The organism is Paenibacillus endophyticus (genome assembly GCF_014192395.1).
Lineage (GTDB): Bacteria > Bacillota > Bacilli > Paenibacillales > Paenibacillaceae > Pristimantibacillus > Pristimantibacillus endophyticus.
Map to the genome: position 1 here is coordinate 85559 of NZ_JACHXW010000017.1, position 21772 is coordinate 107330.

Genomic DNA, 21772 nt, shown 5'->3' on the forward strand with positions numbered 1-21772 from the left:
ATACGCTTCAAAACATGGAGATGGGCGCAGAATAGGATTGTGTTCGTATCCATATGGAGGTGTTATTCATGAGTCGTTCGAATAAAGTAGTCGTTCCAACAAGCAAAGCTGCATTAAACCAATTAAAATATGAAATTGCCGCAGAGTTTGGATTAACTTCGGGAGCCTTTGCAGGTACCGGAGCTGATTCGGAATTTGCTGGAGAGTTGGGAGAGCAAGCGGGCGCTGGCGGCGGACATAGCGTGCATTGGTCTGCTCTATCTACTCGTCAAGCAGGCTCTGTCGGAGGCGAGATTACAAAACGGTTGATCGCTCAAGCTGAATCTGTATTAAATGGATACCAATAACTGGTTAAAAACGTGGCGTCCATTGACACAAAGCGACATTTTCGGTATCATACTGTTTTAGAAGAGTTGTCAAACAACCTTTTCCTTCGGGAAAAGGTTCATTTTTTGTGTAGAATGTCCGCACTTATTTCATACTAAGGTTGTAGGAGGTTGATACGAATGTCGGTTAAAGGACGCCACTTGTTCACATCGGAATCCGTTACTGAAGGCCACCCGGATAAGATCTGTGACCAGATCTCCGATGCTGTTTTGGATGCATTTCTTGAAGCAGATCCTCATGCGCGTGTTGCATGTGAGGTTTCAGTAGCAACAGGACTTGTTCTAGTTATTGGTGAAATTAGCAGCCGTGCAGATTATGTTGATATTTCAGCAATTGCACGCCGCACCATTAAAGAAATTGGCTATACACGTGCCAAATACGGCTTTGACTCCAGCACATGTGCAGTATTGACATCGCTTAACGAGCAGTCAGCTGATATTGCACAAGGTGTTAACGCAGCGCTTGAGACGCGTGACGGCAAAGACATGAAGCAAGAAAACGAAGATATCGGCGCAGGCGACCAAGGTCTTATGTTTGGATTTGCAACGAACGAAACACCTGAGCTTATGCCGCTTCCAATTGCGCTTTCACATCGCATTGCTCGTCGCTTGTCAGAAGTTCGCAAGAACGAGACGCTTGCATACCTTCGTCCAGATGGTAAAACGCAAGTTACGATTGAATATGCAGATGGTAAGCCATTGCGTGTAGATACGATCGTTGTTTCTACGCAGCATGCGGAAGAGATTACGTTGGAGCAAATCCAACAGGATATTCTTGAGCATGTTATTAGGCCGGTCGTTCCTGTAGAGTGGCTTGATGCAGAAACCAAATATTTCATTAACCCGACTGGCCGTTTCGTTATTGGCGGACCACAAGGCGATGCTGGTCTAACAGGCCGTAAGATCATCGTTGACACGTATGGCGGTTATGCTCGTCATGGCGGCGGCGCATTCTCTGGCAAGGATCCTACAAAGGTTGACCGTTCAGCGGCTTACGCGGCGCGTTATGTAGCTAAAAACATCGTTGCTGCAGGCCTGGCTGACAAATGCGAAATCCAATTGGCTTATGCCATTGGTGTTGCTCAACCGGTTTCCATCAATGTGGACACTTACGGAACAGGCAAAATCGGCGAAGACAAGCTTGTAGACTTGATTACAAGCAACTTTGACCTTCGTCCTGCAGGCATTATCAAAATGCTTGACCTTCGTCGCCCTATTTATAGACAAACCGCTGCTTACGGACATTTTGGCCGTACGGATATCGACCTCCCTTGGGAGCGCGTAGACAAAGCAGAGAAGCTTAAAGCAGACGCTGGCGTTCAAAGCGGCGTATAAGCAGGATAATAATTATATGGCCTTTACAGGCGCCAAAAGCCGTGTACAAAGTAGCTAGTCTGCTTTGTACACGGCTTTTTTTATTTTCATGCGGTACAAAAAAGTAGTTTAACCTAAATTTTTCATGTGAAACAACCGACAAATAAGGTACGAATGTAATTTTTTGAGGAGTGAATTGAAATGAATCGAACGAGCAAGCTTTCATCATTTATTGCCATTATGCTGCTGCTCCAACTAAGTCTTGCAGGCTGGGGATCAGAACCGCAGCAAGCGTCTGCAGCGGCAACAGGTCCGGCCGTCATAAGCCTCAGTCCGGCAGATGATCTAATTAATGTATCCATCTCAGGCGACCTTAAGATGACTTTTGATGAAAATGTTAGTAAAGGCTCAGGCTCAACGGCTATTTCCATTTATGATTATGCAACGAGCAATTTAGTGGAGAGCATACCATTATCCTCAAACCGCATATCGATTGATTCATCTCAACGTGTCGTCACTATAGACCCGACTAATCATTTTGCTTTAAATACGAACTACTATATCCTGGTTGATGCCGGGGCATTCATTAATCAATCTAATGGAGCCGGCTTCGCAGGAATGATTAGCGCAAGCAGCTGGAATTTTAGAACCGTCGCGGCTGTTGATACGACAAGGCCCAATCATACGGCGCTCGCTCCAACTGGAACTTCGGCAGCCATTACTACACCGATTATCATCACATTCGATGAACCCATCTATGTAGCAAGCGGAAATGTATTAATCAACTCGACGGAGGACAATCGAACGATTGCCGTTACTTCCAACGCAGTAAGAGGCAGCGGGACCAATCAAATCGTGATACAGCCGCCTTCAGCTCTACAGCCGAACACGGCGTATACAATTATAGTTCCAAACACGGCTTTCCAAGATGCGGCCGGGAATCTTTACAATGGAGCTTCATGGAGCTTTACGACAGCTGCGGCGCCAGTGAATGTAGCAGCGCCATTCGTGCCTGCTGATAACGCAACTTCAGTGCCTATTCAGTCAGCGCTCACGATAACATTCGATAAAAACGTGCAAGCACGCGCAAATAAAAATGTCGAAATCCGTAGAATTAGCAATAATACGACTTTCGAGCGCTTCAGTGCGCTTTCCTCCAGAATCGTCGTCGAGAACAACACCGTTAAGATTATTCCAAGCACTAATCTGGAAGCGAATACGGCTTATTATGTATTAATCGATGCAGGTGCCTTTACCCAGCCTGATCCAAGCGGCGACCAATGGTACCACGGCATTTCTGGAGCGTCTGTGTGGAACTTCAGCACCGATCCAGGCAATGAGACTACGCCGCCTGCCGTAACTGTCGTTGCGCCCGCATCAGGCAGCTCAATTACAAGTCTCAGCTCTTTATTGCAAATTACGTTTAATGAGCCGGTATTTCCGAGCAGCGGCAACATTGAAATCCGGGATTCGGCAACGGGCAGTTTATTCCGGTCGATTCCAATCACTTCCGAGCGCGTGACCGGCGGCGGCACGTATCAGTTAACGATCGATGCGAATAAAGCGATTGTCGGTGAATCAGAGAAAGCATTTGTGAATAATACGAAGTATTATGTCACAATCGGGAACCGTTCAATACGAGACGCAGCCGGAAATTATTATGCTGGCATCTTAACAGAAGCATCTTGGTATTTTACCGTGTCACAGGATACGGTTAGACCTACGCTGTCTCTATTGACGCCGGTTAACAACGCTGTATCCGTTGGGCTTACCCAAGCCTTCACCGCAACATTTAGCGAGGCAATTAAAAAAGGAGACGCAGGGTCCATCTCCTTTAATCCAATTGGCAATAATCTGTTGCAGCCTATTCCTGCTAATTACTATGTAGATGGAAACAACAATAATGCGTTGATCATAACGCCAACACGAGCCTTCGAGTCGAATACGAAATATTATGTATCCATTGATGCAAGTTCTGTCACTGACTTAGCTGGAAATACGTTTGCTGGAATCCTAAACGAGTATCAGTGGACCTTTCAAACATTTGGCTCGGATATAGTTGCGCCTGTCGCAAGCAAGTTTGCTTGGAGCGGCTCAACGATCTCGATTTCCTATAATGAAGATCTTAACGAATATGCCGTGCCTTCGACAGGAAGCTTCTATGCGACCGTAAACGGTGCGCCTCGTTCAATTATAGGCGTGCAAGTAAAGGAAGAAACCGTATATCTGACACTCTCCAGTCCAATCGTATCTGGACAGCAGGTAAAACTGTCTTATTCGAAAGCTGCTGTAGGGCTTATCCAAGATAAATCGGGGAATCAAGCCGTGAGCTTCTCTAATCAAGATGTGGCGGGGGCTACCGATGTTGCACCGCCGGTCGTAACAGGAGGCACCGCTTCAGGCAGCGCAATAACTCTAAACTTCAACAAAGAGCTGCTGGCGGTAAACAGTTACGCTTATATGCAGTTTACGGTTAAAGCCGGCAATGTGAGCTATGCGACTACTTCTATCGCGAGCACGGGCAGCAATATTTTGCTAACTATTAATGGATCGATTCAGAACTACGAGAATGTTTCCATTTCCTATGCGCCGAGCTCTTACCCTGTACGCGATAAGGCAGGCAACTATTTGGCTGCCTTCAGCAATTACAACGTAAACAGCGTGCCGGACACAGGGAAGCCGGCTTTGCAATCAATAAGTGTATCGGGGAATATCGTTGCCTTGAAATACAACAAAGCGCTAAATGCACAAAGTGTGCCTACGGTTGGCCAATTCAATGTTATGGCTGAGAATATCGTACGTTCGGTTGTTCAAGTCAGTATTTCTGGCGATACGGTATTATTGACACTTTCTTCTGTTATTTCAAGTGGGCAAGTGGTATCGGTCTCCTATTTGGCAGCAATGGCGTTAATCACAGATCTTGCCGGAAATGCTGCGCCTTCCTTTACGAATATGACTTCCGGCAGCGGAAGCAGCGGCGGGCAAAACGGTTCCATTTACGGAATCATTGCAAAAGGCACTACGATCACATTAACGTTCGCAGAATCGTTGAACGGAGGATATATCCCGTCAACATCCCAGTTTCTCGTCTATGCGAATAATGCTACTCGATTGGTGTCCCGTGTGGATATCGGGGGATCTACAGTAGTCTTAAAGCTAGCTTCTCCTATTGGCGTTGGAGAAACCGTTACAATCACCTATTATTCGAGCGGTACAGGTCTTAGAACGAATAGCGGCAATACGATAAACAGCTTCTCCAATGCAAGTGCCGCGAACCAGACCACCATTTTAGATGGTTTGTCAGGCGATTACGAAGAGTCAGAGGGCGGCGGAATCGGCTTAAAAACATCAGCAGCCGCTGTTACGGTGGACTCGTCTCCGGCAGGCGTACAAGCGAACCGTTATACCTTATCGAATGATATCGTATTGACAGCCTTCCAGACGGCACGCACAGCAGGCATTACGGTTCCGCGCGTATCCTTTAAGGTGCCAGCAACGGAGCGCGCTGCCATCGTATCAGTGCCGGTCAGCACGCTTGATATGGCTTACCGGATAAACGCCAAGTCGGTATTCGCGGTTCAGTTCGGCGATGCAACGTATGAGCTGCAATTAAACGCGACTGACATTGCCCAGATCAATACCTTGCTTGGGGGAAACGGGTCTGCGGGCCAGCTGCTCATTCGTATTGACCAAGGCTTGTCCACGCTGACGAGCAGCATTAACGCCAAGATAAATAGTTTAAATGCGAATTTAATTGCAGGTCCCTATCATTTCGATGTTACGGTAGTGAGCGGGTCTGTTCAGAAGCCGCTTAACGATTTCAATGGATATGTGTCACGAACGCTTCAAACGTATCAAGCCGTAAGCTCGAGCAATGCCTCGGTCGTATGGTTTGATCCGACAACCAGCGGGATCTCTTATGTACCGACCGTATTTGTGAATAGCGGCGGCAAGACAACAGCTACGTTCAAGCGCAAAGGCAACAGCGCATACGCGCTCGTATCGAACGCCGCGAGCTTCTCGGACCTGTCCAAGCACTGGGCAGCAAGCTCTATTTATATCATGTCGCGCAAGTTCATTGTCGAAGGGCGCTCAGCGACGAAGTTTGAGCCAGGCAAAAACATGACTCGAGGCGAATTCGCCACTTATATCGCAAAGGGACTTGGCCTCAGCAGCAACCGATCCGCAGCAGGCAAGTTCAAGGATGTAAACACTAATACCGTCATGGGTGCTTACATTGGAGCCGCATCGGCTGCAGGCATTATAGCAGGCAATACAGACGGAACATTCAAGCCTAACAGTTCGATCACGCGCCAAGAAATGGCGGTTATGATGATCAGGGCGGCTAAAGTAGCTGGTCTTACCGTACAGCTTCCACAATCCAGCGCCTCGTATTTGCAAAAGTTTTCAGATCGCGGCAAGGTAGGCGCGTGGGCAAAGGAAGACGTTGCGAAGTCGATCCACCTTGGTATTATTGGTGGAAAAACAGCAACAACGATAAGCCCGCAAACAAATGCAACACGGGCAGAGGGCACTATAATGATTATGCGTCTTCTGCAGAAAGTGAATTTTTTGACCCCATAACAAAACGAGGAAGCTCCATTCATCGATCGGATGAATGGAGCATTTTTGTATCTTTATTACATAGCATATATCTATCAGTCAAGAAAAAGCGATAGCAGTCTTCTATCAGACGTAACTTTTCTATCATTTTTGTAGTCTATAACTATTAGATTAATGGATGGGAGAGTTGCAAATCTAATGGTTAAGAAGGCTCAAAAGAACAAAGAACGGCAGTCAGAAGGTTTGGGGAAACGGATTATTATCGTTATGTTGGGCGGAGCGCTGCTGGCGCAGCCTGTTGCTTCATTACTGCCAGGAGGCTGGCAAAAGTCCGTTATCGCAACAACAGCGGCTGCGGCAAGCGACCCAGTGCTTAAATTGTCACAGCAATCGTTTGTTACAGCAGGAGCCAAGCGCTTAGACTACGTATTCCATACAACAAGAGGAAGCTCTAAGGTTCAAACTGACGTGCATGTCATAGAAATCGATCTATCGAATCCGTATGTATCCTTAAATGCGATAAGCGGAAAAAACAATAGCATTGGACAAGTCAACACGATACTAAATATGTCAAAGGAAAACGGAGCGGTAGCGGCCATCAATGCGGATGTATTCGTCATGGGCAATGAAGGCGCGCCGATGGGAGGCCAAATCGCAAGCGGCATGTTTATGTCAAGCCCATCCAAGCTGAAGGGGATGTACGCGTTCTCGGTAACAAAGGAACGGAAGCCGATGATCGACAACTATTCCTTCGAAGGCATGGTTACGGCGGCGGATGGCTCTACCTTCCTGCTGGAGGGAGTAAACCAGTCGGCGTATGTTCCTGAGACATCAGGCTCAAGCTACAGCCATGTGAATAAGATGTATATCTATACGAGTGCATGGGGAGGAACCGAGCGGCCCAAAAATTCGGGCTCTACGCCGACGGAAGTCCTTGTACGCAACGGAATAATTGAAGAGATATCCATCGACGCAGCAATCGCAGGCAAAGCGCCTGAAGACGGCTACATCCTTCGCACGCACGGCACTGCCGCGACTTACGTGAAGGAGCATTTGCAGATCGGTCAGCCGATTAAAGCAGATTACTCACTCGTATCCCAGACAACGGGAGCGAAGGCTGATCCTGCCTCTTTTGAGATGATGGCTGGCGGTCATACGCTGCTCGTTAATGCTGGTGCAGCCGCACCGTTCTCGCGTGATATTACAGGCGTTAGCGGATCGTCATATACTTCCAGAACGGGCGTTGGCTACTCAAAGGATGGCTCTAAAGTATATTTGATCACCAGCGAGCGTTTTAACGGAAATACCGGATTAAGCTTAAAGGAGCTTCAGCAAGTCATGCTGCAGCTGGGTGTTTTTAAAGGGGTCAATCTGGACGGCGGCGGCTCAACAACGATGATTGAACGTCCGCTTGGCAATTATGCCCTGCAGCTTGCCCATTCTACGCAATATGGATCCACGCAAAGAAGTGTCGCAAACGGAATTGGCGTCTTTACTTCTGCTCCAAAAGGCACACTAAAAGGCATAAATGTCAGCGGTGCAAACGTGATGCTTATAGGTCAAAAGTCGTCTTATTCGCTGAAGGGATATGATACTTATTACAATCCGTATGATGTAGACAATTCATCGGCGGTATGGACCTCTGACAAGGCTGTCGGCACTTTCAATGGCAATGAGTTTACGGCTGCGAAAGCGGGCAAAGCGACGCTTAGCGTGAAGGCTGGAGCGATTACAACCAAGCAGGATATTGAAGTAATTGGACAGGAACAAATCGCCTCTCTCTCCATTGACACGACGGCAGGCGTATTGGCAAAAGGAGCGACCATTACAGCTCCGCTGACCATTAAGCTGAAAAACGGAAGCACGCATAAGCTCAGCGCTGACTCCGTGAAATGGGAGTTTATTGGATTTACCGCAGCGGTTTCTGGAGACAACATAACCGTACAATCGGTAAATGCCGGAACAACAACCGGTTATGCAATTGCCCGCTATGACGGGTATCCGGCCATGATTCCGTTTACGCAAGGGGAAGCGGTCAGCACCTTCGAGGATTTCGAAAAAACAGCTTATCCGATCACGTCCCAGGTCACTCCTGTGGATACGACGACAGGCGGTGTGAAGCTTGTCTCCGATTTTGCTGGACAAGCCTCGCCCAAAGCTTTGCGATTGGATTACGATTTCACGAATGGCTCGGGAACAAAGGCATTGTACGCCGTGTTTAATACAAATGGCCGTGCGATAGAGGGCTCGCCTACCTCCATGACGATAGATCTTTTCGGTGACAACAGCCTGAACTGGGTGCGTGCAGAGTTCATTGATGCAGATGGAAAAGCACATCTACTAGACTTAGCCAAGCAGCTTGACTTCACGGGATGGAAAAACGTTAAGGTGAATTTATCATCGGCAGGGATGAAATTTCCCGTAAAGCTTAAGCGAATTTATGTGGTTACCATTGCGGAAGGCCAAGATGAGCGGCTGCCAGTAGGTTCAATTGGACTAGATAATATGAAGCTCCAATATCCGCCTTCAGTAACGGTTGATACGAAGACAAAGGTCGAAATGACTGTAGGCAATACGACGGCTGCAGTTAATGGGAAAACGTTGAAGCTGGACTCTGCACCTCTCGTGCTTAACGGGATCACTTATGTGCCGGTTAGGTTTGTGTCGGACGCCATGGGCTCCCAGCTTTTGTTCAATGGACAGACGGGTCAGGTGACGGTGCTTCGCGGCAATAAACTGATGGAGATGACACTAGGTAAAAAGGATCTTATTCTAAATGGCGCGAAGCAAACCTCAGAGGTGACGCCCATTGTTCGGAATAATCGCACCTTGATACCGGTACGCCTATTTTCGGAAAAACTAGGTCTAAAGGTGGGCTACGACGGGAAAACGAAAAAGATTACCATCGATTAACGATGGACGAAAGATATCCCATCTGTGGTATGATAGAGTAGATTAACCTTTAATACAGAAAGGTTGCCGATCTACAGTGGACCACCTTACAGGCGATATAAATCGAGTCATTAAAAATGCAATCGAGGTCATGGAAGACAGCAAATATCAAATTTATGAAATATGTGAGTCAGCGCGCACGGAGCTAGAATCGCTGGAGCAGGAGCTTGAAATCGTGCTTCAAGAAACAGTGAAGACGATTGATAAGGTTGATCAGCTCGAGCAAGAATATCGCCGTGCGCGGATAAGGCTGACGGAGGTTAGCCGGGATTTTGTACGCTACAAGGAGGATGACATTAAGTCAGCCTATGAGAAGGCAACGCAAATTCAGCTTGATCTGATGGTATACCGCGAGAAGGAATCCTATCTGAAGGCAAGGCGGGATGATTTGCAGAAGCGTGTACGCAATGTAGAGAACTCCATTGAGCGCGCAGAGACGATTGCGTCGCAAATAAATGTCGTGCTTGAGTATTTAGCGGGAGATCTGAACCAGGTTACCCGAATCATCGAGTCAGCCAAAACCAGGCAGCTGCTAGGGTTGAAGATCATATTGGCCCAAGAGGAAGAGCGCAAGCGCATTGCTAGAGAGATTCATGATGGACCAGCTCAATCACTCGCCAATATCGTGCTTCGAACAGAAATTGCAGAACGAATGCTTATCAAGCAGGAATTTGTGATGGTGCAGGAAGAATTAGTAGATTTGAAAGGGCAGGTTCGCTCGGGGCTGGAGGAAATTCGCAAAATCATTTTCAATTTGCGTCCAATGGCTTTGGATGATCTGGGACTTGTTCCGACGCTGCGAAAGTTTACACAGGATTTTGAAGAGAAAACAAAAATACATACCGTATTCGAGCTGATTGGCAAAGACGCTCGAATGCCCTCAGCAATGGAAGCGGCGATATACCGATTGGTACAAGAAGCTTTCACGAATGCGTTGAAGCATGCTAGCGCTTCTCACATTAAGCTCGAGATTAACTATCAGCCACAGCATATTTCGCTAATTATACAAGACAACGGTGTTGGGTTTCACAGTGAGTTAATCGAGCAGGATGCCACCCGAAATGCACATTTTGGATTGGTTGGAATGAGAGAGCGGATTGAGCTGATTGAGGGAAGGATGGATATAGACTCAAATCCTGGTAGAGGGACGAAGATTGTAATAGATATACCTACTACTGCCGAATCTAGAAAGGAGTAAGATGTTGATGATCCAGAGACCTGCAAGCAGTATGAATACAATCAAAATTTTACTTGCGGATGACCACCAGCTATTTCGCGAAGGACTTAAACGAATTCTAAATATGGAAGACGATCTTGAAGTTATCGGCGAGTGCGGGGACGGCATTCAAGTCATGGAGTTTTGCAATCATACGATTCCTGAGATTGTTTTGATGGATATCAATATGCCAATCGAGAACGGAGTCGTGACGACTGAGCGGTTGAAGAGCTTGTTTCCCGATGTAAAGGTTATCATTTTATCTATCCACGACGATGAGAGCTATGTGTTTGAAACGCTTCGAAAAGGGGCTACCGGCTATTTGCTGAAAGATATGGAGGCAGAATCGCTTATCAACGCTATTCGCTCCGTCGTTCAAGGCCATGCCTATATCCATCCTAAAGTAACGGGCAAGCTTATTAATCAGCTTCGCCGCATGACTTACTTGGACGAGATGGGAATCGTTTCAGGCGCAGCAGCAGCCCAAGAGCCGGGCGTGAAATTCGTTGCTGGCGATGAGAGCCCGTTAACACGCCGAGAGGCTGAGGTTTTAAGGTTGATGGCCGAAGGAAAAAGCAACAAGCTGATCGGCGAATTTTTGTTTATCAGCGAGAAAACAGTCAAAAACCATGTGAGCAGCATTTTGCAAAAAATGGAAGTTGATGATCGTACGCAAGCTGTTATTCAGTCGATTAAATATGGCTGGGTTACGTTGTAGCTTTAATCGCATTTAGATTTACATATAGAGAAAACCCCCGCAATCTTCTCGATTGCGGGGGTTTCTGTGTCTAATGAGCTGGCAGCTAGATAGTTTGCAAATAAGCGTTATTTACTCTGCTTTTGTTTGCGTATGGAAATGAATCCAGCTGTCAATGCAAATGCGCCGATAAGATAATACGGAATTGGACTAGTGTCGCCTGTCTTCGGTAATGTATCGAGCGGAACTTGTTCATCATTCACATCAACAATGGTATCGGTAGCGGAGTCAATCTCCTGACCATCGTCAACCCCTCCAACTGGCGGCTCATCATCTTCGATTTCGATAATATCCGTTTCCTCAGGCGTTGGAGATACCGTCGGTGTTGTCGTTGATGAAGGCGTTACGGTCGGAGTAGTCTCAGGTGTCGAGAATGGTGTAGGCGAAGTGTCAGGAGTTGCAGAAGCTGTAGGCGTTGGTGTAATAGTAGGCGTAGGAGTAGGCGACGTCGACGGCGTTGGTGTCGGCGTTGTACAAGCCTCGCCATCGTTTACGAGCGATAGCTCCTTTTCATTGCCCCACGAAATGGTTAGCGTATTCGGATTCGTGCTGACTGCTTTGACAAACGTTCCTGAATGGGACTGAACTGCGTAAGTGGATAGGGTTACCGAGGTGTTGCCTGGAATTTTGCCGTCGCCTGTCTGATTCGAGCCGGGAACTTCCCATATAAACGGCACCTCGATATTGCTTTCATTCGTTACGATCCAGCTTCTTGTAGCTTCTGGATCGGCTGAGCAGGCAGTATCTAGCTTCAGCTTCGGCGTGTTGATGACAACCTTTAACGCACTGGAAGCAGCTGTAACCTCAATTTGCTGGCTGGCGGTCAAATCGGTTGTGAATCCGGTTAATGTTAACTCCTTAAGGACGTAAGATCCAATCGGCAGATCCTTGAACTCCAGTATGCCGCTTTCGTCTGTCGTTCCTGTTCGGAATAGAGAGTCATTGCTCCATAGCTCGAAGGCAATGCCGGCATGGGGCGCTCCTTCAATGTTATTGATATGTTTATTGATAATAAGGCTGCCTGCGCAGGTGCTCGTTAGCTTAAGCTTCCAAGCTTTAATCTTGTTGCCGTGAGCGCCTACCCCTAGCTGGGTGAGCAGGTCCCCGCTGTAAATATCAAGCTGGTAAGGCTGACAAGCGGGAAGATTGACCGTAATGGCATAGCTTCCTGCTTTCGGATATATGATGGATTGCCCATCGAAATGGACTTGCTTGAGATAAGGTATAGTGGTTTCACCTGGACCTGGCTTCCAATCCGCTGGACCTGCATAGGAGGAGAAGCTGACTCGTACGCAATCCTGCGTCGTGGTAAAAGTCGCTGTCGCCGTACCGTTGCCATTGTCAACGATGTTGGCGTGGCTAGCGGTAATATGCTCCCTATCTGAGGAGTAGGTTTGGCAGCTGTTCTCCGTGGAAGGCTCTTCCCCGGAAGGGCTGCCGCTGTTATCTCCTTCTGCCATGGCAATAGAACCCAGTGCAAGCGAAAAAATTAATAAAATGGCTAAGCTTAATGACATTTGTTTTTTGAAATAACGCATGATTCACTCTCCTCTTAGATAAGTAGTAGGGTCTAAGAGGGCCGGTTACACTACTCGCTCCATATAATCCAAGTGTCCACATACAGACTATACTTCATCGCTTCCCTGGATAATCTAATAAGCGTCAATCACCGCTTCCTTTCCATATTCACGCATATCTTATATATGCAAGTCTACGTAATAAAATGATAACATATATTGTAAATTGCTCAAGGGTGTTTCTTTGTCGGAATTTGACTATTAATAACCTTGAGAGTAGGACTTTTGAGGCGCTGCACCCATTTTGAAATCTTGTCCTTTTTGGCGGAACCAGTGGGCTCTTCCCGGCATATAGTGTCACCAAGAGGAGGTGGCCGCCATGTTGGAGGTTTTACTTTTGGTCATCGGCTGTTATGCTTTGGCTGCTTTGTCGGTGCATCTGGCTTTTCGCATTTGGCGAGGAAGGAAGCAGGCTAGCAAGCATTTTGTGCTGGTGGCGGACGTTCGGCAAAAAAATATGGAATGGTATATGCGGTCGTTGTTTTCTTTTTCGAGGAGAATGGGCAAGGATATACGGCTTACCATTGTTGATCAGGGGATAACCGATGAAACGCTGGCCATTGTCGATCGCTTCTCCAGAGACGGCAAAGTGGTTCAGGTGCATAGCAAGGCAACGGACTCAGATAGCGAAAATTCAGATCGTAAGCGCTCACAGGCGAAGGATGTGGATGGCACTCAGCTATTGTGGCTGTTGCAAGCCGAAGGCGTCGTATCGCAAGCGGACCATGCCGTGTTGATTGATTTGCAAAACCCAGCGGATTTGTCCAAAATGCCATTTTAGGATATGATTGTTGCAAATGAATATTCTGGGTGAAGCACACCCGATGACGCGCTGCGCGTCATCGGGTGTGCTTTTTTTTGTTCGCTATAGGCGCGTAGACGAGCCTTAATGGATGGAAAAGACGCTGAATGCTCAGCCGAAAAGCGTAGGGGGAGAAAAGGAATGAAGGCTCAGATCTATGTGGTTATGACACGCGGAGGCTGGCAGGCAGAGATGTCTATCCATGCTGCGATCGATAGGCATTTTTGGATGGATGGCCATTATGGCGGGGCTGGTTGCCTGAACAAGGATAAGGGAGAATGGGGCTGGCTGCTGAGGGAGGAGCTGCCGCTTGGCGATGCTTGTTTGGCTGTTGAGCTGTGGGAGTCTGTCGTGTTTAAGCGGAGCGGTGTGAAAGCTGCTGTCGGTCAACAAGGCAAACGAAAAAGAGAAGCGGTAAAGGTGAAAATGGAAGCGAGCTGTGGGGATGGCTATGAAGCGATAGAGCTGCTCATTGCCTGTGCCAAGCAGGCTAAACAAATAGCACAGGAGGGGAAAGAGAACGCAGGGCTCGGGCGCTGGCTGCGGTTTGGCAGTAAGCAAAAGAAACTTGCGAAGCTGGGAGAGGATGGGTTGCTGCGTTTAGCGGAGCGGTGGGTGCGGAAAGAATCGAGTGGTTGGGAGGGAGAGGCCGAAGAAGGCGACATTTTGGCGAGGCGAAGAGAACGAGGAGCGGTGAATGAGTGGGCGGAACGAGGGGAGCGGGGAGGAGTGGGCGGTAGAATAGAGTGGGGTGAAAGCAGGGGGATGCGAGCGGAACTGGAAGGGCTCGCGGCGGGGGCGAAGTGCGCCGCGTCTATGCTGCAGGGACGTGCGCTGCTCCGCAGTGAAGCGCACGCCCTGTTGTCCGGCGCGGGCGGACCCGGCGCCGCGGCAGGCTGGAGCGAAATGCTGCAGCTTGCCGCGCTGCTCGGGCAGGTGCGCCTGGGCGGATCGATCGCCGCCGCGGATGGCGGGCGATCGGGTGCGCAGGGACGCCGCAGGCGCGAGCGCAGATGTCTGCGCTGCGGGAGCGGTGAGGCGGCCATGCACCGCACGGCATGCGCTGCGTGCGGGAGGGTGTGCGCCTATTGCACGGCGTGCATTGGGATGGGGCGGAGCCGGGAATGCGAGCTGCTGGTTACAGGGCAGCGCCCGGGTCTTCATGGAGCGGAGAGAAGCGATGCGAGGGGGCGCAGGGTGCTGTCCCATGAGCAGCGGTTAGACAAATGGCAGCTTAGTCCTGCGCAGACAGCAGCGGCAGCGAAAGCTTTGCAGTTTGTTGAGGCGTCATATGTGGGCAGGGATAATAAGCCAGAAGGGCGAGAGGAGGGACCAAGAGAGTTTCTTCTGTGGGCCGTAACAGGAGCGGGCAAAACCGAGATAATATTCCCTCTAGTAGAGTCCGTTCTGCTGCGGGGCGGCAAGGTGCTCATCGCAACGCCGCGCCGTGATGTCGTCATTGAGCTCGATCCCCGAATACGCAAAGCGTTCCCAAGCGCAGCCGTGGTTACCTTATACGGCGGCAGCGAGCAGCGCTGGGAATGCGGCGATATAACGCTGGCTACCACGCATCAGCTGCTTCGTTTTTATCAGGGCTTTGATCTAGTCGTCGTCGACGAGCTGGATGCATTTCCTTTTGCCGGCGATCCCCTTCTGCACTATGCAGCTGACAAAAGCTGCGCGCCAGGCGCGGCGCGGCTGCTACTATCCGCTACACCGCCGAGCGAGCTGCAGCGGGCAGCCAAGCGAGGCAGGCTGCCGCACGCAAGAGTCCCAGTGCGGTATCATCGCCATCCGCTGCCAGTGCCTAAGCTGCTCCAGACGCCGACAGTAAAGCAAATGCTGCAGCAGAAGAGGCTGCCTGCAAAGCTGCTATCCGCCTTGCAGGACTCTCTCTCCCGAGGAGCCCAGCTATTTGTATTCGTGCAGCAAATTGCACAAACAGAACCGATGGCCGTGCTGCTGAGGGCTGCTTTATTTTGTTTAGCGGTATCGGCTACTTCTTCGCAGGACGCAGAGCGTACGGATAAAGTACAACGTTTCCGCGCTAGAGATATTCGAGTGCTTGTCACAACAACTATTCTGGAGAGAGGGGTCACGATTCCCAAAAGCGATGTCTACATCCTCGATGCAGACGGAAGTCTATTTGACGAGGCTTCATTGGTGCAGATGGCGGGCAGGGCGGGCAGATCGGTGGATGATCCCTTCGGCAGCGTCTATTTCTGCAGCCGGGAGCGCAATCGGCCGCAGCAGCAAGCCGTCAGCCACATCCAAACCATGAACCGCATGGCTCGCAAGCAGGGCTATCTGCTCCCCAGCGGCAAAGGAGGCTCGCACCGATGACCGTCTCGCCTCTAGATTGGCTCAGGCGGCTGCAATCCGCCTTCGCCGCAGGCGCGCAGCTGCTCGCGCCAACGTCTGCCGCATGTCTCCTATGCGGCAAACCGCAATACGCTGCTCGCGGCGCGGGCAGCATAGACCAAGCGAAGCTGACTCCTCAGCTTCGGCAGTCCCTTTGCGGAGCATGCCTCTCCGCAATTCCATGGCTTACCCGCATCGCCTGTACTCGTTGCGGGCGGGGAGTTCCATGCGAGGACTGCATCCGCAGTCCGCATGGCGCATTCCAATTCAACCGCAGCGCGGTTCATTACAGCCCTGCGATGAGGGAAATGCTTGCTTTATATAAATACCGCGGAAATGAACGGCTAGCCCCGCTGCTTGCCGACATGCTTCTGCCCGCTTTTGAAGCAATGACGGTTGAAATCATGCAGAGGACAAGTATCGCCCGCAGCCCGAATATGAAGTTCAATTCAAGTTTCTCCGATTGCTGGCACGCTGTCTCCTATGTACCGGTCAGCTCGGAGCGGGAGATCGAGCGAGGTTTTAATCAGGCTGAGCAGCTGGCAGGCGGGATAGCAAGACGATTTAACCTCCCGCTCTTGCGGCTGTTGAGTCGTTCGCGCCATACAGAGAAGCAAAGCTTCAAAAGCCGTGCAGAAAGGCAGCGTGACACGCGATCTCTGTTTAATGCGCAAGCAGCTGAAATGGCAACTCTTCAAAAGCCGAAGGACTACTCTCATCTGCAGGCCATTCATAGCAGCTGTATAATTCGGATTCTTTTGATAGACGACATCTATACGACTGGAAGCACCGCAGAAGCGTGTTCGCAGGCTTTGTTAAAGGCTGCTGTTTTACCGATTGAGATTTATGTTTTGACATGGGCACGCTCCTGAATATATGATGACCCAAACTCATGCAAATAGATTCATAGTGAAAATGTCGGCGCTTTCGATTAGAATAATGGTAATAACTGATTTGTTTGACCATAAAAGGAGGGCTCAGAGCGATGAACTTGGATAATTGTCCTCGCTGCGGAAAGCTTTTTGCCAAAAACTTTAGAGACGTATGCCCGTCATGCGTGCGTGATATTGATAAAGAGTATGAACTTTGCGCAAACTATTTGCGTGAATTCAAAGGTTCTATTATAACAGAGGTAGCAGATGCAACGGGCGTATCCGTCAAGCAAATAACGAAGTTTATACGCGAAGGCCGTATCTCAATTATGAACGCACCGAATATGTCGTACCCGTGTGAGTCATGTGGCAACCTGATTCGGGAGCAAAATCTGTGCGAAAACTGCCGCCAGCGAATTGAGAAAGACAAAAAGCAGATGTTTCAGGATATCGCAAGAAAAGAAGATCTTAAGGGCGCCTATAATCCGACTGGCGTATATAAAGGGCTCGACAGGTACAAAGATAATAAATGAGTTTTTGCTAATATTTCCTTGCCTATAAAATTTCACTTGACTGAAGCCGATAATACTTGTAAAGGTAATCGGCTTTTTTAGTTCCTGTAGATGAATGAGGTGGATAAGATGAAAATAAATGAGACGAATCGGATCGGTGGAGTTAATCCTTACCAAAAGCAAAAGGATGCTCGTGTAGGTGCTTCGGATAAAGCGAAACAGAAGGATGAGGTGCAAATTTCTGCTGCTGCTAAGGAGTTACTCACGACGAGCAAAGCAAGCGGAGCGGACAGAATCAAGCATATAGAAGAGCTGAAGAACGCAGTAACATCAGGCACATATCATGTGGAGGCGGGGAAAATCGCTGAGAAGCTTCTTCCTTATCTCGGAAAAAAACAATCAGAATAGAACGGGTGAAGAAGAATGTCTGTTTCTCAAATCATAGATACTCTTCAGCAGCAGTACAAGCTCTATGAGCAGCTTCTTGAAATAGAGATAAAGAAAAAGGCTCTAATTATGAAGAATGATGTACTTCCTTTGAATGTTCTTACCCAGAAGGAAAAGTTACTGGCTGCAAATGCGGAAAAGCTAGAGCAACAAAGAGTTCTTCTTACGGTTCGTTACATTAAAGAAATCGGTTTTCGAATCCGAAGCGGCGTACTTTCAGAGCTAATAAAAGCGGTTACCATTCCGAATGAGAAAGAAGAGCTCACGCTCATGCATGGAAAGCTTGCCAAATTGTTGACTGAGTTAAAGCAAACCAACGATTTGAACCAGCAGCTCATCCAGCAGTCTCTTGATTTCTTAGATTTTTCGATTGGTTTAATGGTGGATGACCCCAATGAGGATCTCGTATACAAGCATCCAATGAATCAACAAGCCGGCAATAGAAGGAATAAAATTTTTGACAGCAGAGCTTAAGAAGGAGGCAAGCCGATGACCTCAACATTTCATTCCTTGGAAACATCTAAGCGGAGCTTGATCACCCAACAGGTAGCTTTAAGTACGCTTAGCCATAACATATCAAATGCCAACACACCTGGATACACTAGACAAAAGGTCACTATGGTAGCTACGAGACCAATTGAAGCGTATGGCATGTCTAAATCAAATGCCCCAGGACAATTGGGAACAGGTGTAGAATATACGTCGATTACACGAATTCGGGATGCTTTTTTGGATGCTCAATATCGTGAGCAATCTGATATTGCAGGCAGCACTGCCATACAAGCGGACACGTTAAGCAAGCTTGAGTCGTTTGTTAACGAGCCATCGGAAACAAGTATCCGAACGGTGTTATCTGGTTTCTGGGATGCATGGTCTGATTTAAGTAAAGATCCAGAGAACGTAACTGCCCGAGAGATTTTGGTAGAACGCACACAGGCACTGACTGATACGTTCAATGGCTTGAGCGGTCAGCTGACTGACTTGCAAGATGACCTGAATTCGAATATAGATGCAACAGCAGCGGAAGCAAATACGTTATCAAACTCAATTGCGTCGCTGAATGCACAAATTAAAAAAATTGAGTCGCTCGGCGATAATGCAAATGACTTACGGGATCAACGTGATTATCTCACTGACCAGCTCTCCAATCTTGTGAATGTTAATGTTGTGGAAACAGCAGATGGCTATTCGATTACAATGGGAGGAGCTCCGCTAGTAGAGGGAGAGGCTTCCACGGCATTGACTCCTGCAACGCTTGCAACGGCTTTCGCCGGTGGGACATTAACAGGCGGTAAAGTGCATGGTATGTATACCTCGTTGAATGATGTAGGCGAGTTTTTACAACAGTTGGACACACTAGCAAATACCATTGCAAATGGTGACGTCGAAGTAACGATACCTGCTGGCTCCGTTCTGCCGGGAACAACGACTCCTACCGCAACAGACCAAGTGATGATCGTAAAAGGTATTAATGGTCTCCATAAGCTCGGCTACACGCTAACGGATCCAGCGACGGTAGGCGAAGATATTTTTACAATGAAGAATGGTTCGACTACGATTACGGCTGCAAGCATACAGTTGAATGCTAGCATTGCAGTCGATTCCAATAAAATTGCATCTTCGATGAGAACAACTGCGGTGAACGGCGTAGCGACAGTAGTAAAAGGTAATAATAGCTTAGCTCTTCTGATGGGACAATTATCGGATTCGAAGTTTTCATTCGATGAGACTGCATCGGGCGGAACAGTGAAGATTGCTACAGTTGGTGATTTCTATAGCGCCGTAGTTGGTGCTTTGGGGGTCAAAAGCCAAGCAGCCATGCGGGATAACGCGAATGCAGAAGCGCAATTGGCTCAAGTAGATAGCAGTAGGATGTCGATTAGCGGCGTTTCATTGGATGAGGAAATGTCGGATATGATTAAATATCAATATGCCTACACGGCTGCAGCACGTTTTATGACGACTTTTGACGAAATGCTGGATAAGTTGATTAATGGCACAGGTACAGTAGGCCGTTAATCTTTCTATGAATATCTAACGAGCTTACTTTATATCATTCGATCGTATATATCTATAAACAGGAGGCTTCGTTATGGCGCTTAGAATTACGCAGGGAATGATGCACTCGCAGCTTTCCCGCAACATCAACACGAACTTAAAGTCGATGGCTTCTATTCAGCAGCAAGCATCATCAGGACTTAAGCTAAACAAAGCATCAGATGATCCGGTAGGTATTACTTACTCCTTGCGTTATCGGTCAGAGCTGTCAAGTAACGAGCAATTCGAGAAAAATACAGGCCAGGCTGCATCATGGCTTGATTTTACGGATACAGTTATCAACCAGGCTGGGGATATCATGCAACGATTGAAGGAATTAACAGCGCAGGCTTCTAACGGTACCAATCCGCAAGAAGCGCTTGATGCTGTGAAAAGTGAAGTTGCAGAGCTGAAAAATCAAATGATTGATATTGCCAATAGTAAAATGAACGGAAAGTATATATTTAACGGAGAAATGTTCGATAGAATACCTTATGATACGACTAATCCGCTTTTTGATGCAAAAGCGATCGTAACGGATAATACATCTGTTAATTATTCAGTGGGTACTGACGTGAAGATAGGAATTAGCCTTACAGGCAATGATGTATTCGGTGCCGCTAATGCAGCAGATAATGTATTTGCAGTTATTGATCGCATTACCACTCAATTAAATAACGGAAATTACAATGGTATTTCTTCTGAAATTCCGAATATTGAGAGTAGCTACGATAGGATGTTAAATGGCCGTGCTCAAATCGGAGCCAAGGCCAATCGCGTTGAATTGATGCAAGCCAGAATAGCGGATTTCAAGCTTAGCCTAACGGATATGCAATCTAAAGTTGAGGATGCTGATTTGGAGCAGGTGCTGATTGATTCTACAACGAGTCAAACTATTTACGAGGCTTCTCTTTCCGTGGGTGCGAAGGTCATTAGTAAATCCTTGGTCGATTTTTTACGGTAGTATAAGCGGCTCAAATAGATGAAATAACGATATGGTATATAATGAAGCTATGGAATCGGTAACGATGCTGTAGCTTCTTCTATTAGTAAATACATAATTGGAGCGTGAACATCATGGTATTCGAAACAAGCAGATTTGGTTTATTGGAATATGAAGAAGAAAAGGTGATTACCTTTTCTGGAGGCATGCCAGGTTTTAAAAAATATCAGAATTATACGATTGTCGTTATAGAGGAGAGTCCATTCCATTATCTGCAGTCAGTGGAGGAGGGGGCCCTGGCCTTTATTATCGCTTCTCCTTTTGATTTTTTCCATGAATATCAGTTTGACCTGCCAGAACAATTGATAGAAGCGATGAGTCTACATAGCAAGGAACAGATTCAGGTCTATAACATAATCAATGTCCAGGGTGAGTTGGCTGCTGCAACGATGAATTTGGCTGCGCCTATTATTATTAATACAACGGATCGTACAGGCATGCAGTATATATTGCCGAATGGCGGCTATTCTATTCATCAACCGTTGTTTTCTAAACGCGTATCGGTAGGGGGAGAATGATATGCTTGTATTGACGAGAAAGAAAGGCGAATCAATACTCGTAGGTGATGATATTGAAATAAGCATATTGGAGCTAACGGGGGATACGGTGAGGATTGGGATAAAAGCACCGGGAGAAGTAGGGATCTTGCGTAAGGAGCTCTATGTTTCAGTAGAGAGCATGAATCAAAACGCAGAAAAATCGAGTATTACTGCCAGCGAGCTCATTAATCAGTTCAAAAAAATGAAAAAAGAATAAATTTAGCTATAAACAATTGCGGAATAACACCGATAATAGACATAGGGCTTATTGGGGCAACTACATAAAGCTTACCACATGGATGTGGGACTAAATAACCATTTCAAGGAGGAAATTACAATGCGTATAAACCACAATATTACAGCTTTGAACACTCACCGTAACATGGGCCTTAACAACGCCGCTGCTGGCAAATCGATGGAGAAACTATCTTCCG

General features: G+C 47.8%; 17 protein-coding genes, 1 pseudogene and 1 riboswitch. Of the genes and pseudogenes, 17 read left to right on the forward strand and 1 reads right to left on the reverse strand.

Annotated features, from left to right (window positions below; translation table 11 throughout):
* Positions 1–68 precede the first annotated feature (68 nt).
* The 6 genes from FHS16_RS22970 to FHS16_RS22995 all read left to right on the forward strand — a co-directional run bounded on the left by FHS16_RS22970 (position 69) and on the right by FHS16_RS22995 (position 11149).
* Entirely contained in the window at positions 69–347 is a 279-nt protein-coding gene (locus FHS16_RS22970) for an alpha/beta-type small acid-soluble spore protein (protein WP_183568351.1), read from the forward strand.
* Positions 348–506: 159 nt separating this feature from the next.
* Complete coding sequence (metK, locus tag FHS16_RS22975) at positions 507–1721, forward strand: methionine adenosyltransferase (protein ID WP_183568354.1); 1215 nt, start codon at positions 507–509, stop codon at positions 1719–1721.
* A gap of 180 nt (positions 1722–1901) precedes the next feature.
* Positions 1902–6284: an Ig-like domain-containing protein gene (locus tag FHS16_RS22980; RefSeq protein WP_183568358.1), complete on the forward strand. Its 4383-nt coding sequence runs from the start codon at positions 1902–1904 to the stop codon at positions 6282–6284.
* A 177-nt stretch (positions 6285–6461) separates the two neighbouring features.
* Positions 6462–9176: a stalk domain-containing protein gene (locus FHS16_RS22985; protein ID WP_183568361.1), complete on the forward strand. Its 2715-nt coding sequence runs from the start codon at positions 6462–6464 to the stop codon at positions 9174–9176.
* A gap of 76 nt (positions 9177–9252) precedes the next feature.
* A complete protein-coding gene (locus FHS16_RS22990; protein WP_183568364.1) occupies positions 9253–10413 on the forward strand; it encodes a sensor histidine kinase in 1161 nt (386 codons plus the stop codon).
* 7 nt (positions 10414–10420) lie between these two features.
* The gene (locus tag FHS16_RS22995) at positions 10421–11149 is read left to right on the forward strand and encodes a response regulator (RefSeq protein WP_281379167.1); all 729 of its coding nucleotides are present in this window, start codon (positions 10421–10423) and stop codon (positions 11147–11149) included.
* Positions 11150–11256: 107 nt separating this feature from the next.
* Here FHS16_RS22995 and FHS16_RS23000 read toward each other — a convergent pair whose 3' ends face one another.
* On the reverse strand, positions 11257–12726 hold the full coding sequence (locus tag FHS16_RS23000) for a SpaA isopeptide-forming pilin-related protein (RefSeq protein ID WP_183568367.1): 1470 nt from the start codon (positions 12724–12726) through the stop codon (positions 11257–11259).
* Positions 12727–12756: 30 nt separating this feature from the next.
* Positions 12757–12840, reverse strand: a riboswitch (cyclic di-GMP riboswitch).
* Positions 12841–13084: 244 nt separating this feature from the next.
* On the opposite strand from FHS16_RS23000, the gene FHS16_RS23005 reads away from it, so the two are divergent.
* The 11 genes and pseudogenes from FHS16_RS23005 to FHS16_RS31935 form a co-directional block, all read left to right on the forward strand.
* Positions 13085–13546, forward strand: a complete 462-nt coding sequence (locus FHS16_RS23005) for a hypothetical protein (protein ID WP_183568370.1) — start codon at positions 13085–13087, stop codon at positions 13544–13546.
* Between the two features lie 162 nt (positions 13547–13708).
* Positions 13709–15910 (forward strand): helicase-related protein, encoded by a 2202-nt coding sequence (locus FHS16_RS23010; protein ID WP_183568373.1) that lies wholly within the window; start codon positions 13709–13711, stop codon positions 15908–15910.
* A complete protein-coding gene (locus tag FHS16_RS23015; protein WP_183568376.1) occupies positions 15907–16800 on the forward strand; it encodes a ComFC family protein in 894 nt (297 codons plus the stop codon). The genes FHS16_RS23010 and FHS16_RS23015 overlap by 4 nt, the downstream gene beginning before the upstream one ends.
* A 113-nt stretch (positions 16801–16913) precedes the next feature.
* Positions 16914–17333 (forward strand): TIGR03826 family flagellar region protein, encoded by a 420-nt coding sequence (locus FHS16_RS23020; protein WP_183568379.1) that lies wholly within the window; start codon positions 16914–16916, stop codon positions 17331–17333.
* Positions 17334–17441: 108 nt separating this feature from the next.
* Complete coding sequence (gene flgM, locus FHS16_RS23025) at positions 17442–17720, forward strand: flagellar biosynthesis anti-sigma factor FlgM (protein ID WP_183568382.1); 279 nt, start codon at positions 17442–17444, stop codon at positions 17718–17720.
* Between the two features lie 15 nt (positions 17721–17735).
* Positions 17736–18233: a flagellar protein FlgN gene (locus FHS16_RS23030; protein WP_183568385.1), complete on the forward strand. Its 498-nt coding sequence runs from the start codon at positions 17736–17738 to the stop codon at positions 18231–18233.
* A 15-nt stretch (positions 18234–18248) separates the two neighbouring features.
* Positions 18249–19778 carry a flagellar hook-associated protein FlgK gene (flgK, locus tag FHS16_RS23035; protein WP_183568388.1) on the forward strand — a complete coding sequence of 510 codons (1530 nt, stop codon included), beginning with the start codon at positions 18249–18251 and terminating at the stop codon, positions 19776–19778.
* Between the two features lie 73 nt (positions 19779–19851).
* Positions 19852–20760: a flagellar hook-associated protein FlgL gene (gene flgL / locus FHS16_RS23040; protein WP_183568391.1), complete on the forward strand. Its 909-nt coding sequence runs from the start codon at positions 19852–19854 to the stop codon at positions 20758–20760.
* A 113-nt stretch (positions 20761–20873) separates the two neighbouring features.
* Positions 20874–21317: a flagellar assembly protein FliW gene (fliW, locus tag FHS16_RS23045; protein WP_183568394.1), complete on the forward strand. Its 444-nt coding sequence runs from the start codon at positions 20874–20876 to the stop codon at positions 21315–21317.
* A 1-nt stretch (position 21318) separates the two neighbouring features.
* Positions 21319–21555 (forward strand): carbon storage regulator CsrA, encoded by a 237-nt coding sequence (gene csrA / locus FHS16_RS23050; protein WP_183568397.1) that lies wholly within the window; start codon positions 21319–21321, stop codon positions 21553–21555.
* Between the two features lie 120 nt (positions 21556–21675).
* Positions 21676–21772 (forward strand): annotated as a pseudogene (locus FHS16_RS31935) (flagellin); the annotation flags it as partial.